Origin of the sequence: Desulfogranum japonicum DSM 18378 (assembly GCF_000429945.1) — a bacterium.
GTDB lineage: Bacteria > Desulfobacterota > Desulfobulbia > Desulfobulbales > Desulfobulbaceae > Desulfogranum > Desulfogranum japonicum.
Genome location: NZ_AUCV01000044.1, coordinates 18,652 through 33,890, shown reverse-complemented (window position 1 = coordinate 33,890; position 15,239 = coordinate 18,652). Strand labels below are relative to the sequence as shown.

Annotated in this window: 11 protein-coding genes; 5 read left to right on the top strand and 6 right to left on the bottom strand. The window is 48.1% G+C overall.

Features of this window, described 5'->3' with window-relative positions:
• Nucleotides 1–221: 221 nt before the first annotated feature.
• On the bottom strand, nt 222–2,378 hold the full coding sequence (locus G493_RS0117810; protein ID WP_028581499.1) for a SulP family inorganic anion transporter: 2,157 nt from the start codon (nt 2,376–2,378) through the stop codon (nt 222–224).
• Between the two features lie 17 nt (nt 2,379–2,395).
• Nucleotides 2,396–2,992 (bottom strand): TetR/AcrR family transcriptional regulator, encoded by a 597-nt coding sequence (locus tag G493_RS0117805; RefSeq protein ID WP_028581498.1) that lies wholly within the window; start codon nt 2,990–2,992, stop codon nt 2,396–2,398.
• Between the two features lie 648 nt (nt 2,993–3,640).
• Here G493_RS0117805 and G493_RS0117790 point away from each other — a divergent pair.
• The 3 genes from G493_RS0117790 to G493_RS0117780 are packed head-to-tail and all read left to right on the top strand — an operon-like array spanning nt 3,641 to nt 7,321.
• The gene (locus G493_RS0117790) at nt 3,641–4,789 is read left to right on the top strand and encodes an iron-containing alcohol dehydrogenase (protein ID WP_028581496.1); all 1,149 of its coding nucleotides are present in this window, start codon (nt 3,641–3,643) and stop codon (nt 4,787–4,789) included.
• Nucleotides 4,790–5,983 carry a two-component system sensor histidine kinase NtrB gene (locus G493_RS0117785; RefSeq protein WP_028581495.1) on the top strand — a complete coding sequence of 398 codons (1,194 nt, stop codon included), beginning with the start codon at nt 4,790–4,792 and terminating at the stop codon, nt 5,981–5,983.
• The gene (locus G493_RS0117780; protein ID WP_028581494.1) at nt 5,984–7,321 is read left to right on the top strand and encodes a sigma-54-dependent transcriptional regulator; all 1,338 of its coding nucleotides are present in this window, start codon (nt 5,984–5,986) and stop codon (nt 7,319–7,321) included.
• 81 nt (nt 7,322–7,402) lie between these two features.
• Here the strand turns inward: G493_RS0117780 and G493_RS0117775 are convergent, their stop codons facing one another.
• The 4 genes from G493_RS0117775 to dinB are packed head-to-tail and all read right to left on the bottom strand — an operon-like array spanning nt 7,403 to nt 12,765.
• The gene (locus tag G493_RS0117775; RefSeq protein ID WP_028581493.1) at nt 7,403–7,654 is read right to left on the bottom strand and encodes a hypothetical protein; all 252 of its coding nucleotides are present in this window, start codon (nt 7,652–7,654) and stop codon (nt 7,403–7,405) included.
• 47 nt (nt 7,655–7,701) lie between these two features.
• Nucleotides 7,702–9,447, bottom strand: coding sequence for a YgiQ family radical SAM protein (locus tag G493_RS29915; RefSeq protein ID WP_051309476.1), 1,746 nt, complete (start codon nt 9,445–9,447; stop codon nt 7,702–7,704).
• A gap of 53 nt (nt 9,448–9,500) precedes the next feature.
• Nucleotides 9,501–11,612: a cation:proton antiporter gene (locus G493_RS0117765; protein WP_028581492.1), complete on the bottom strand. Its 2,112-nt coding sequence runs from the start codon at nt 11,610–11,612 to the stop codon at nt 9,501–9,503.
• Nucleotides 11,613–11,643: 31 nt separating this feature from the next.
• Nucleotides 11,644–12,765, bottom strand: a complete 1,122-nt coding sequence (dinB, locus tag G493_RS29910) for a DNA polymerase IV (RefSeq protein WP_084813635.1) — start codon at nt 12,763–12,765, stop codon at nt 11,644–11,646.
• 104 nt (nt 12,766–12,869) lie between these two features.
• On the opposite strand from dinB, the gene G493_RS0117755 reads away from it, so the two are divergent.
• Nucleotides 12,870–13,898 carry an NAD-dependent epimerase/dehydratase family protein gene (locus G493_RS0117755; protein ID WP_028581491.1) on the top strand — a complete coding sequence of 343 codons (1,029 nt, stop codon included), beginning with the start codon at nt 12,870–12,872 and terminating at the stop codon, nt 13,896–13,898.
• Nucleotides 13,899–14,110: 212 nt separating this feature from the next.
• Nucleotides 14,111–15,196, top strand: a complete 1,086-nt coding sequence (aroC, locus tag G493_RS0117750; protein WP_028581490.1) for a chorismate synthase — start codon at nt 14,111–14,113, stop codon at nt 15,194–15,196.
• Nucleotides 15,197–15,239 lie beyond the last annotated feature (43 nt).

Sequence of the window (15,239 nt, the reverse complement as noted above, 5' to 3'; positions counted from 1 at the left end):
TTTCTGACCAAAAGTGCCGAAATTCACTCCCTTGATATGTCAGGAGAAGAAGGTTGACATGCCTCAGGCGTGTTTAATCGATCCGGGATAAGTGGGAAGAGAAAAGAGCACGGGTGCCAGAAAGGCACCCGTGCTATGAATAGAGTCTGACGATATCTTCAACACGTTTCTTTCTGCTCCTGAAAGGTTGAGAAAGAAACATGTTGTGTAATAGGAACCCTTTATGCCTGGGGCAGATACTGGGTTAATGGACAACTTTTGCAGCCTTCACCTGGCAGATCAGTATTGTCATGAATTTTTGAAACAATATCTTTAACCGCATCTTTCGTCTCAGCATAGAAGTTTTCCCTGCCTATTTTATCAAGCAGATGAGTTCGTTCCATAACCTCCAGAATCGGTCCCTTGGCATTACATACTGCAAATCCAAGACCAGCAGAATGCATGCGGTCTACGATCAATGCCAACTCTTCCTCACCAGATGCATCGATATCGTTTATGCCTCTCGCATCCAGGAGGATGTAACGCAGATCCGGCATATCGCTACGGAACTTGAGGATCTGTTCGTCCAGGTAACTGGCATTGGCAAAGAACAGCGCGCCGTCAAAGCGTACAACGGCTATATGGCGGCAGCCACGCAGCTGATACTGTTCCATGGATTGAAGAGACTCATCTTTATACATGGAGAGTTTTGCAACGACCGGACGCATGGAGCGATAAAGAAAAACTGCCATGGACAGGCCTACGCCAACCATAATGCCTTTATCCAGATGAGGGGCATAAGCCAGGGTAACTATAAAAGTGAGGATGGAAATGATACCGTCATGTTTTTGTGCCTTATAGGCATGCACAAATCCTTTGGTGTTTACAAGACCGATAACTGCCATCATGATGACCGCCGCCAGCACAGCCTGGGGAAGATGATAGAGCAGGGGGGTCAGAAAGAGCAAGGTAACCAGTACCATAACACTCGTAACCACGCTGGAAACGCCTGAAACTGCTCCTGCCTGTAGGTTGACAGCAGAACGGGAGAAAGAACCTGAGACTGCATAGGAAGAACCAATGGAACCAAAAATATTGGCCAGTCCCTGACCTATGAGTTCCTGATTGGGATCAAGTTTCTGTCCGGTCTTGGCAGCCATGGCTTTGGCAATGGCAATGGCTTCCATGAAACCCAGTAGAGATATAATAATTGCTGTGGGAAGAAGTTTTAAAAAGGATCCTACGCTGAGCTCGGGAACCCTGAATTTGGGTAAACCTTCGGGGATTTTCCCAACGATGGCGCCTCCACCGGTCAGCAGCAGCGAATCGGCTGCCAGAGCATTGTTGCCGACCTTAATTCTCCAGGTGCGCCCGTCGGTTTCAATATCTGCTGGCAGATCATCCTTGGAGAAAAATGTATACGCACCGTTAGCTTCCACACCTTCGAATTTGTACCCACGGAGTTGTGTTCGCAGTTCGTGACTGTGGGCCTTGGCTTCCTCAATTTGCGCGGTAAGGAGAGCGACGTCGTTTTGTAGCTTAATGACTTCAATGGATGGACCGTGCCCGCTGGAGGGTTCTTTTTTCAATTCATCGATTTTTTTGCCAACCTCGGCACGGCTGTCGCCAAGATGTTTGGTTTCCTCAACCGTATGGTTGAATGCCGTGATAGTTTCTGCAATCCCTTCTACTTGCAGGGCAGCCACAGGTACCTTCGTGTCATGGTTAAAGCCGGTGAAATAAGAAATAACGGTGGTTATGACCACTGCTACCAGAACGTTGGGGATACGGGGATTGATTTTACGCAGGGTCACCATGATGGCAACGGCGGCTACACCAAAGGCAAGGCTGGGAAGATGGGTGTAATCAAAGGCAGCTTTGGCTACCCGAATCATGGTTTCATAATGGTGGGGAGCCTTGTCTACGTATACTCCAAAGAATTTCGAAAATTGTGAAGAGGCAATGATTATTGCTGCAGCATTGGTAAAGCCGTTCACCACTGGATGGGAGAGAAAATTTACCACCAGGCCGAGACGGAGTACCCCCAATGAAAACTGGAAAACCCCGACAACCAGAGCCAGGACCACTGAGTAAGCGATAAATTCCGGGCTGCCAGCTGTTGCCAGAGGCTCCAGGGATGCTGCGGACATGAGTGAAACTACTGCAACCGGGCCTGTTGCCAGTTGCCGGCTGGACCCGAACAGGGACGCGACCATGGGTGGGAGGAACGCTGCATATAGACCATAATATGCTGGTAAACCTGCGAGTTGTGCGTATGCCATGGACTGAGGGATGAGGACCAGGGCAACGGTCAAGCCCGCAAGAACATCCACCTGCAAGCTTTTGGCATCATAGCCTTTAAACCAGCCGAGAAAGGGAAAGATTTTCAAGAGTAGCATAGTTGTCCGTAGTAAAATTAAGTTGTCGATTGCAGCATACTCCGGCACGACTCAATAAGGTCGTTGTAGAGTTCATCTGCCCTGTATAGCTTATATGTATTGAGTCTGACGAGACCGTCAACCAGGGTGAAAATGAGCAGTGCTTTGTTTTTCGTTGAAACCGGTTTGATCGAGCAATCTTTTTGCCCTTTGATGATAGCCTGCTCGAATATGCTGATAAGGCTGGAATAAATATCTTCCAGATGATGCCAGCATTTTTGGTTGTCTTCAGCTATCTGATAGTAATGATGGCGATGGAGGAGAAGAAAACGTTCCTCCATTTTACGGGTTTGTTGCAGGTAAAATGTGATCGAGGCCTCAAGCATTTCAAGGCCATCTGCAAATTCATGGGTATCGAGAAATTGATGGAACGAGCTGATCAGCTCTGTTTTGAATTTTTGCAGAACAGCAAGAAAGAGTTCTTCTTTGCTGTGAAAATGATAAAAAATCGTGCCTTCTGCAACACCTGTTGCGTGGGCAATATCACTAATTGAGGTATCCCAGTATCCGTTTTCAGAAAACAGTTTGGTCGCCTCGCGAAGAATGGCATCCTTTTTTGGAGATGATCGTTGCATTACCTGATAACTGCGTTGTAGTTTTTGACTGAGTACTCATTCAGTTTCTAATTGTGTCGCTTTGTTTCGTCAAGCAAATTTTGATTGTATCAGTAAAATTGATGAAAACATTTACTCTATTTTATGTGCACTATCCTTCTGTTTTTAAACTACTATTTGCTGTGAGATCCTGCCTGTTTTTCTGGGCTGACCTACGAACAGGAGCGTTATTTACCTTGAAATCCCTGGGAGAATTGAAAGTAAGTTTTCGCAGAGTCCTTGAAAAAAAAGCAGGAAGTGAGAACTATATCTAGGAGGAATGTGTTTTTTTGACCCGCTTCGTGGGTGATGCGGGTCAAAAACGCCTTGATTTTCCTGCGTAATTTACCAGAATTTTTATCTTTCAGGGAGACCTGGCAGCATGGTCAGTGTATTTGGCTGATATCTGGATATAAAAAAAGAGCGGGAAAAAATGTCTCAAAATAGGCTGAAGGCATTGGTTCCGGTATGGAATATGCTATGAAGGTACAGAGCATTTCCTTCCAGGCTCCAGTTCCTGGAGATGTACGTCTGACTATCCGCATAACGTCAACCGGCTTCCGTTACTGTCCATTTCCGGGTGGATACTGATGTCTTCAGGCCCCGTACAATTAAGGAGTATGACCAACAATGGCTATAACTAAGTTCGCAGTTCCTGAAATTATTTTTGGACGCGGAAGTCTGAACTATGCCGGACTATGCGCTCGCAGACTGGGTGCAAAAAAGGTTTTTCTCGTCAGCGATGAGGGGATCGAGGAAGCTGGATGGCTTGAGCGATTGATGAATATCCTCAGTAAGGAAGGAATTGAGTGGGTATATTATCCGGGTGTAACCTCCAATCCCAGGGATTTTCAGGTGGAGCAGGGCGCAGAGCTGTATTTGAAAAATGGCACAGATGTAATCATTGCCATTGGTGGCGGCAGCCCTATGGATACCGCGAAGGGCATTGCCATCCTGGCCAGTAACGGCGGCAGGATACGTGATTATGAGGGGGCCAATAAGGTGCAGCGTCCCTTGCCACCCATGGTTTTTATAACCACCACCGCGGGAAGTGGGTCAGATATTTCCCAGTTCTGCATAATTACGGATGTGGAGCGAGGGGTAAAAATGTCCATCATTACCAGGACACTTGTCCCCAATATTTCCATTGTTGATCCACTGATTTTGCGGACAAAGAGTGAAAGGTTGATCATACAATCTGCCGTGGATGCCCTGGCCCATGCCATAGAAGCCTATCTTTCACGTATTGCTTCTCCTTTTACTGAAATGCAGTCTCTCAAGGCAATTGAACTGATTTATCGCCACCTCAAGTGCGCTGTGCGGACCAGAAGTCTGGATGCGTTGGAACAGTTAAGTTCCGCATCGGTATCGGCATCCATGGCCTTCAGTAATGCCGGACTGGGAGCTGAACATGCCCTGGCTCACTCCCTGGGAGGGCATTTTGATATGCGCCATGGCGTGATTCATCCGATATTGTTGACCGAGGTTATGCGTTTCAACATGAAATTCTGCATTGAAAAGCTGGCTGGCATAGGAAAAATACTGGTGAAAAAGCATAAAGGGGCTGACGTCGATCTTGCCCGTGCCGGTATTGATGCCCTGGATGAGTTCTTTGCATCTTTTGATGTACCTCTTCGCTTAAGCGATATCATTGACGAGGAAGGAAAACAGTACATGGAGCCTATCTGTAAAATGGCTGTGCATGATGTGTGCAACCTGACTAATCCACGACCTGCTTCCTGGCAGGAATTTCTCAAGATATGTGAGGAGGTGTGGTAGATGATTCCAACTACTACCCTGCATGATCTTATTGGTATAGAACACTGTAAACAGGGGTTTTACCAGGAGTTGCAGCAGAAAGTTGAACTGCTGAGGAAATCCAATATAGAATTGGAGAAAAAGCGCAAGGAAATGCAAGCCGTTCTCGACGGGATCACCGATATGATGGTGGTACTCAGTGAAGATCTGCGTATTCAGCAGGTGAATCACGTGTTTCGTGACTGGTTTGCAGACCTGGATCCTGTGGGGCGGTATTGTTATGAGATGTTTCGTGGTAATTTATCCACCTGTGACGATTGTCCGGCCCTGCGTTCTCTGGACCGGGATGAGATTGTCAAGGATCACTGCATTTACAAAGTGAATGGAAAATTCCGGCAGTTCGAAATTATAGCTTCTCCGTTGAAATCCGAGCCCACCGGTGAACGTCAGGTGTTGCTCTTCAAACGTGATGTGACCTTGGAAAAAGAATTTCAGGCACAATTTTACCAGGCTGAAAAGATGGCCACGGTCGGGACCCTGGCCGCGGGTGTGGCCCATGAAATCAATAATCCACTGACTGCAATCAGTGGATTTGCTGAAGGGCTGAAGAGACGGATTGGTCGCATTGAGGGTAAGATGGAGCCAGATGACCGGGACGATTTCAAGGAATACATCGATACCATTATCAAGGAATGTTATCGATGTCGCGATATTGTCCAAACCCTGCTTACCTTCAGCAGACCGGTTTCTTCAAGCCGGAGACCAGTTGACATTAATCAGTGTGTAACTGATACGCTTTTCATATTAAAACATCTATTTAAAGATAGACATGATTTAACAGTTGAGACCAAGCTGGTTGAGCAGCTTCCCTTGATCATGGGAGATGAATCACAGCTGAAACAGGTGATCATAAACCTGTTGACCAATGCCGTAGATGCCGCAGCAGAGGGGGGAACCATTGTTGTGCATACACGGATTGAGGAAGGGAGAGGAGTGCAGTTAATTGTTGAAGATTCTGGTGATGGCATTCCTTCCGAAGTTATTGACAAGCTCTTTGAGCCGTTTTTTACGACCAAACCTGTGGGTAAGGGTATTGGAATCGGCCTGTCCACATGCTATACAATTGTAAATAGTCATGAGGGTGAGATTACCGTTGAAAGTACCGAGGGAGAAGGCACATCATTTGTTGTCACACTACCAGGGATACAATCATAAATGGATAGAGATAAATATTCAGTACTGATTGTAGACGACGAAGAGTCAATACGTCGTCTACTACAAAAAGAACTAGCCACTTCCCGCCGTGAACTTTTCGTTGCCGCAGATGCCCGGGAAACCATGGAGATGGTTCGTGAGCACCGTTTTGATATCATTATCATGGATTTGCGTCTGCCCGATGTTAAAGAACTTGAACTCCTTATAAAACTCAAAGAGACGCTGGCCAATGTGGAGATTATCATGATCACCGGGCATGGTGATATTGATATCGCTGTAGATGCCATGAAATTGGGGGCCTATGATTTTATTCGCAAGCCCTTTAATCTGGAACGGCTCGATCTGGTTGTGGAAAAGGCACACCATAAGGTGGTCTTATCCAGAGAAAATGCCGTGCTCCGGCAACGAGCGGAAAGCAAGGAGTCGCCGGTGACCTATATCGGCAACTCAAAATCTGTACGGGAAATCCTTTTTCTGGTGGAAAAGGTGGCTCCTGCAAAAATACCAGTACTGATAACCGGAGAATCGGGCGTAGGCAAGGATGTTATCGCCAGGCTCATTCATCAGCGCTCAGCCTGTGCCGATAGTCCCATGATTATTAAAAACTGTGCTTCCCTGCAGAAAGAGTTGGCCCGCAGTGAATTGTTCGGACATGTAAAGGGGTCTTTTACCGGTGCCACAGATACCAGAGATGGCCTCATGGCCTTTGCCCACGAAAGCACATTGTTTCTTGATGAGATCGGTGAATTACCTTTGGAAGTGCAGGCGTCTTTACTTAGAGCCCTGGAAACCCAGACCTACCGGCGGGTGGGTGAAAAAGAAGAGCGTAAGGTAAATATCCGCTTTCTTTTTGCCACGAACCGCAATCTGGCTGAAGAAGTGGAGCGTGGCCGTTTTAACGAAGCTTTTTTTCATCGTATCAACGCTTTTAATATTAAAGTTCCCATGTTGTCGGAACGTAAAGAAGACCTGCCTCTGCTGGTTAATTATTTTTTAACCACCCTCAGCCCTGATGGCAGTCAGTACAGGGTCGTGGACAGTGCCATGAATTGCCTGCTGCGATATGACTGGCCCGGGAATGTCCGGGAACTGAGAAATGTCATCGAGCGTTCAATTATTCTTGCTGAAAATTACATTATAACAGAGCGTTGTCTGCCCCGTGAGCTGGTTATCCAGTCAGAGGGAAACGAGGATGCCCTGAGTCTTGAGTCTGTTGAAAGAAAGCATATCCTGAAAATGTTGGAATTTTTTGATGGCAACAGGCAGAAGACCGCAGATACGCTGGGGATCAGCCGCAAAACACTCTACAGAAAACTGGTGAGCTATTCAGCCAATTGATGTCATGGCCAAGTTTGTGCTGCTTTTTGCGAAGAATTCCAGGTGCACCATCCCTGTACAAGAAGGTGTGCCTGGAATTCCTTATTTCTTAAATTTATTCAGCAGTCCGCTGAAACTACAGTAGACACCTACAAGAAAAATGAAGATCGGGGTGATGTTGTCGTCGGTTAAAGATACACCGTAATACATATCATCCCGCATCAGCTTCCATCCGCTGTACATAATGGTGAGTCCCACACCGAACCGGAGAAGAAGCAGCAGCCATGCCATTCCTTCCCTGCCATATTGTTTCCACTTGTTATTCACAGCTAGTTTTCCGGTATATCCTTTCATGTATGCCTGATTGGGGAGATCCCTTTACTGCTTGTGAAATATCCGGCTTATGCGTTCTTTTTTCGTGTTTTCCCCGGTCTGCGCGGCTTGCGATCAGATTGCTGCGGACCTGGAGAGAGAAATGTATTCTTCTGGTGTTCTTTTCTAGATGTATTCTTTTCAACAAAAAGTTGTCTGCCGGACCAGGGATCTTTTTCGGTCCAGTACATTAAGGTTGACCAGGTCGAAGGCGTAGGGGTGAATATCTGCACCTGCCTGGGCAACAGACGCAGTTCCCGCCGGGAGAATTTTTTCAATTCTCTCATGTGCTCTATTTTGCAACCAGGGTGTGCAGCAATCATGTAATATGTGAGAAACAGCTGCTGCTTCTCATCCTGGACAACCTGCTGAAACAATTTTCGATAACTGATCAGACTTTCTGCCCCTGGTTTTCCCATGGCTTTGAGAACCTCTGGCGTACTGTGTTCAGGTGCGATTTTCATCTGGCCGGAAATGTGATGGCGCACAAGTTCCTTAAGGTAGGCAAGGCCGTGGGAGCGATCTTCCAGAATCATATCATAGCGAATACCGGAAGCGACAAATACTCTTTTTATTCCAGGTAATGCTCGGAGTTTACGCAACAGGGAAATTTGTTTCTTGTGATGTATCGGCATGGCAGGACATCTTTCCGGGAACAGACAACGTTTGTCTGAGCAACTTCCTTGCTGTATTTTTTTGCTGCATTCAATGCCGTACATATTGGCGGTCGGACCGCCAACGTCACTGATAATACCTTTGAAAGCCCGATGTTGTGTAAAAGCTCTGGCTTCTTTAAGAATAGAGGTCTCACTGCGACTTTGTACTGTTCGCCCCTGATGTACAGCTATGGCGCAGAAATTACACTCCCCATAACAACCTCGATGGGTGGTTATGCCAAAACGGATAGTATCAAGGGCTCGGACCGATGCGTCTTTTCCATAAAAGGGGTGAAGCGACCGTTCATAGGGGAGATCGTGTATATGGTCGAGTTCCCTGGTGGAGAGTGGTAAGGGAGGCGGGGTGTGCACCAGATACTGGTTGCCATGTGCCTGGCAGAGAAGTTTGGCCGTCAGAGGATCGTTGTTAGCATAAAAGATGGCAAAGCAACGACTGAAAGCATCCTTGTTTTTTTGACAGTCTTCGTGGGAGGGCAACTGCACTGCCTGGTCCGGAGGTGTAGCTGTTTTATAGCAGAGCCCTCGAATATCCAGGGGAGGCCGGTTTTTGTCAAGAGCTGCTGCCAATTCCTGTATGGAACGTTCCGCCATACCGTACAGCAGGTAATCTGCCTTTGCGTCAAACAAGAGCGAGCGGCGTATGGAATTGGACCAGACATCGTAATGGGCCATACGACGAAGACTTGCCTCAATCCCTCCGAGAACAATGGGGACTGTGTTCTTAAAGTACCTGCGGATGCAGTTGGCGTAGACAATAACAGCCCGATCTGGCCTGCGATTATTGCTACCTCCTGGAGTATAGTCGTCCTCTTTGCGGCGTTTTCCTGATGCGGTATAGTTGGCAACCATGGAATCCACAGATCCTCCGCTCACTCCCCAGAATAAGCGTGGTTCCCCCAGACGGCCTATGTCTGTATTTGATTTTGTATCCGGCTGGGCAATGATACCTACTTTGTATCCGGCATGTTCCAATACCCTTCCGAGAACAGAAATCCCAATATAGGGAGAGTCGATATATGTATCACCTGATACCAGGATGATATCCAATTGTTTCCAGCCTCGTTGGGCAACTTCCTGGGCAGTGGTGGGAAGAAACATAAAAAACAACTACCTTGTAACGTAATAGAAAGAGGAACTGATTCTTTGAGAATCTAATCATGGTTGCTGTATACTGCAAATACACTGTTGCTGCAGTTTTTAACCACAGCATTGGCTAAAGAACCTCGAAAAAAGCGGTTGACTCCATGCATTCTTACAGCCTTCAGAATGATAAGATCATGCTTTTTAGCTTCTTTCAGGATGGCTTCCAGACGGGACTCGGCTGCAACAGCATGATAGTTTGTATCAAACTCTAACAGGTTGAGTTCCGCCCACTCCGAGATTTCTCGTTCAATCATCTGGAGGTCTTGACGGGTGCAATCAGCCGGCATCATCTGCATCAACGTGATCACCGGCTGACTTGCCGCGCCCATTGCTTCCAGGATGGGAAGCAGGTCATCCAGTTCCTTTACATGTAAAAAGGGAACCAGGATGCTGTTGGAGGAAAACCTGCCGACAAAACGTACCGCCACCACAGGGCAGGGGACGCTGGATGCTACTTTGTCTACGATTTTCTGTATTCCCATGGGGGTTCGACCCAGCGGATATCCAAGTACCAGTGCTTTTGTATGATGAGCATTAACCGCCGCAATGAGGCGTGTGGCAGCCACTCCGTATTCTACCCAGGTAAGCAGGGAGTAGCCCATATTATTGACTTCGTCGGTTTCAGGAAGGAATCGGCTGCTTGCCGCAAGATCGATTTTTTCTTCATCCAGTTTGTTTTCGAGTACGCGCACAGACATGGGCAGTGCATAAAAATGATGAGCCAGAATAGTGGCGACCCTTGCCAGCCCCCTCACTGTGGCATAATTTGCAGCGCCGAAAATGACAACACCCTGTGGCGCGCCGGATGGGTATAGTTTGTCATTGGTCCATGGTGCAAGGGAGAGCTCTTCTGAATGAAAAAAGGCACGGTGGAGCAGGGACTGGCCTTTACCGCTATCCTTCTGTTGCACATCAGGACTCACTTCGTTGGATTTGATAAAGGCCTGCCTGGCCAGAATCGGGCCAAAGAGTTCGGCAAGGACGACTCCTGCGAGCACAATGGGAATAATGCGGGGAGCGTAATCCACCAGAAGGGCGTCTCCTGCCAAAATGAAGACGAGCCCTATGGCCACTCCGGCCTGGGGAATCATGGCCAGGCCAAGATATTTCCGTACCACTGGCTCTGCATGGGAAGACATCGCCCCCAGGCGACTGCCTGCATATTTTCCGATTATTCTCGCTATAAAATAGGTCAGGCCCACCCACCCCGCCTGGGAGAGCATGGAAAGGTCCAGGTGCACACCGGCCAGAGTGAAGAACAAAACATACATAGGGGGTTCAAACCCGTTGAGGTTTCTGAAAAGGCGGACATCCCGTTCCTCCCTGTTGATGAGTATGAACCCGGCAGCCATACCTGCCAGCAGAGGGGAGAATCCCATGAGCTGAGTCAGTTCACCGCACAGCAGGAGCAGCGCAAGACCTGCAGTCAGCATTTCTCCTTTGGTATGCAGCTTGTGCAGGGTTACATCTATCAGCAGGCCGGTACAGGTACCTATGATTATGGATCCCCCTATTTCAGAGAATGAACCGATGATGCCTGCAAAAAGGGAACCTGCGCCGCTTCCCTGGAGCTGGTGGGCAATGGAGAGTGTGATGCCATAAATCATAATGGCAAGGGCATCCCCCATGGCAATCACTGCCATGAGAATCGATGTTAACGGACCTTTGGCTTCAAACTCGCGAACCATGTGCAATATGGCGGCAGGAGCACTGGGCAGGGAAAGGGCACCGAGCAGTAAGGCAAGAATGATATGGCTGGACATGGCATGTTCAGCAGCAAACAGCCAGGAAACAACCAGTGTACTTGTACTGACGAGGAGGAAGGTTACAAGGGCCTGGCTGCAACAGATTGTTAATACGTGTTTGGAAATGGCCCCCAGTTTACGTAACTCCACATGCTCGCCAATGCCGAAGGCAATAAGCATGAGAGCTATCTGCGTGAAGTGATCTAGCTTGTGCCCCACAGTCTGTTCGGTGAGCCAGCCAAAACCAGATGGGCCTAGAACCAGTCCTGCGAGGATAAAGCCCGTAACAGAAGGCAGGGAAAACTGTTTGGCAATATGGGCAAAGAGCATACCTGTAGCCAGCAGGATGGCCAAGCCAAGTGTCACGTCAACCATAATGTTTTGTGTATGGATTGATTGGGAACCATCAGAAATGCTCCGAATGTTCAGTTATTTTGCCCGGTGGTGACAATTCCTGTATGAAAGGTAGCATAAGTTGCCTGCATATCGGAAGTGTTTGCGGATCAAACAGGTTGGAGACTGTCAGACCCACCAATCGGATTTTTCGTTGACCTGCCTCGGTGGTCTGGAGCAGAGGTTGCAAAAGAGGGTAGATGTCGCTGGTGGAGAAAAAACCTACCTGGCTGCTCCTTGAACGGGTGATGGTCGTAAAATCATTATAACGGAGCTTGAGGGTCAGGGTTTTACCTGCAGTCTTTTTTCGCTGTAGAGTTGAGCCGACCTTTTCGGCCAGTTGGACGGTCAGTTCAAGGACCTGCTGCCATTCCAGAATATCTGTGTGCAGGGTTGTTTCCGTTCCTATGGATTTTCGAGTACGATGCGCCTGTACGGGACGGTTATCGATACCGCGGACGATATCGTAGAAAAAACTGCCGTTTTTTCCGAAATATGCCACCAGTTCCTCTCTGCTGAAGCGGAGTAGATCCTTGCCGTGTCTGATGCCCCTGCGTAACATTTTTTGCTCTGTAACTTTGCCGACACCAAAGAATTTTCGTATGGGCAGTTGCATGAGAAAGGAGCGGGCCTGATTTGGAGTTATGACAGTGAGGCCGTCCGGCTTATTCTGGTCAGAGGCGACTTTGGCTAGAAATTTGTTATAGGAAACACCAGCAGACGCCGAGAGACCTGTCGATGTTTTGATTTCACTGCGAATCTGTTCCGCCAGCAGTGTGGCAGATGGCTGGTTACAGGTGTTGCTTGTGATATCCAGAAAGGCTTCGTCCAGTGAGAGTGGTTCAACCAGGTCTGTATAGGCATGGAAAATCATCATGATTTCCCTTGAGACTTCCGCATAGCGATCCTTTCGCGGGCGAATGAAAACAGCCTGAGGACAGAGTTGATGTGCTTTTGCACAGGACATGGCTGAGTGAATGCCAAAGGCCCGGGCTTCATAGGAACAGGCTGCAACAACTCCACGTCCATGCGGATCTCCTCCGACAATGACTGGCTTGCCTCGAAGGTCTTTATGGTCCTTCTGTTCCACTGAAGCAAAGAAGGCATCCATATCTATGTGAATAATTTTTCTCATGAGAGGCTCCATACACCGCTTGAACCTTTCAATTGCAGCTGTTATGTGCTACTCATACAAGGAAACATATTACGATTTTATATATAGGGCAACCTACAACGGAAATGTACAAGAAACAACTAAAAGAATTACAGGAAAAGCCGGCTACCTGGCTTATTACAGGAGTGGCCGGATTTATAGGGTCAAATCTTCTGGAGACTCTGCTCAGCCTGAATCAACGGGTTGTCGGACTGGATAATTTTTCCACTGGTCACTGGTATAACCTGGATGAAGTCGCCGATAGCGTAACCAGGGAGCAGTGGCAGAATTTTCGACTCATAGAGGGAGACATCCGTCACATTGAAGCCTGCCATGAAGCCTGCAGAGATGCCGACTATGTCTTACATCAGGCTGCCTTGGGTTCCGTACCCCGCTCCATAGAAGATCCGATCAACACCAACAGAAACAATATAAGTGGTTTCCTCAACATGCTGGTCAGCGCACGTGATGCCGGTGTACGGCGTTTTGTTTATGCCGCATCCAGTTCGACCTATGGTGATCACCCAGGACTGCCCAAGGTGGAAGACCTTATCGGCAAGCCGCTTTCTCCATATGCAGTGACCAAAGTGGTAAATGAGTTGTATGCTGATGTTTTTTTTAGAACGTATCAGGTACCCTGTATCGGTCTGCGCTATTTTAATATTTTCGGTAAGCGTCAGGATCCGGAGGGGGCGTACGCAGCCGTTATTCCCAAATGGTTTGCCGCCTTACTGCACAATCAGCCCCTGTATATCAACGGTGACGGTGAAACCAGCCGTGATTTCTGTTATATAGAGAATTGTGTGCAGGCAAACATTCTGGCAGCAACCGTTGATAACCAGCAGGCTCTTGGTCAGGTGTACAATGTGGCTTTTGGTGAACGAACGTCACTCAATACACTGTTTGCACTGATTCGTGACCGGGTGGCCCCGCACTTTGCGGAAGCTGAAAAAGCCGAGCCTGTATATAGAGACTTTCGTGCCGGGGATGTACGTCACTCCCTGGCTGATATAACCAAAGCCAGACAATTACTCGGCTATGCTCCGCAGTATTCTGTTCGCCAGGGGCTTGATTTGGCCGCACGGTGGTATATTGAACATCTGGCAGCGAACTGAACCGATATCCTGCACGATTTTTAGCTAGGAGCCTGTCGGAGAATTGCTATTTTTTCTCAGAATAAGGCATTTTTAGGAAATCAAGCACAGCCATATAGTTGATATGGCAAGCATTGATTTTTTGAAAAGAACACAACTGTGGGGAAAAAGAGTTTTTTCCGACAGACTCCTAGTGTCTGTTTTTTTATTTTGCATATATACAAGGAGTTGTCATGTCCAGTACCTTTGGAACCCTGTACCGGGTCAATACCTTTGGAGAATCACATTGTCGGGGCGTTGGAGCTGTTGTGGACGGCTGTCCAGCAGGAATGGAATTGACAGAGGTTGACATTCAGCCCCAGCTTTCCCGGCGTCGACCTGGACAGAGCGATTATACCACCCCGCGTCAGGAAGCTGATCAGGTAATGATCTATTCTGGCACAGAATTCGGTAAGACGTTGGGAACTCCCATCATGCTGCTGGTGCATAATAAGGATCAGAGGCCGCAGGATTATGGTGAGATGAGTACCATTCCCAGACCTTCACACGCTGATTTCACTTATCAGATGAAATACGGAACACGTGCATCCAGTGGCGGAGGGCGATCCAGTGCCCGTGAAACCATAGGCAGGGTTGCTGCCGGTGCCATTGCGGAAAAATGGTTGCGGGAAAACTACGGAACAGAAATAGTGGCGTGGGTGAGTTCCGTGGAGGATATTGAGGCTCCGGACATTGATCCCCTGGCTATTACCAGGCAGCAGGTTGACGCAACTGCCATCCGCTGCCCCCATGAACAAACTGCAGAACAGATGCAGCAGCGAGTAGCTGAAGTGCTTGATGCAAAAGATTCAACCGGAGGTATTCTTACCTGCGTGTGCAGAAATGTTCCCATGGGACTGGGCGAGCCTGTTTTTGAAAAGCTGGAGGCGAAATTTGCCCAGGCCATGCTTTCTTTACCAGCTACCAAAGGGTTTGATATTGGCTCAGGCTTTGCAGGAACCAGAATGCGAGGAAGCCAGCATAATGATCCTTTTGTACGTAAAGGCGACAGAATTGGTACCAGTACCAACTATAGTGGTGGCATACAAGGTGGTATCTCCAATGGCGAGCCCATTGTTTTTCGGGTAGCTTTCAAGCCTGTGGCTACCATAGGGGTTGCTCAGCAAACCGTTGATTTTGATGGTAAAAAAGTAGAGCTTGAAGCAAAAGGACGCCATGATCCCTGTGTGGTACCCAGGGCTGTTCCAATTGTTGAGTCCATGGCTGCCCTGGTGCTGATTGACATGGCGCTGCGTCAACGAACACGACAAGGAGCATGAGAGGGCTATTACACGTGTTGGAATTTTGCCATACAGGAGACTG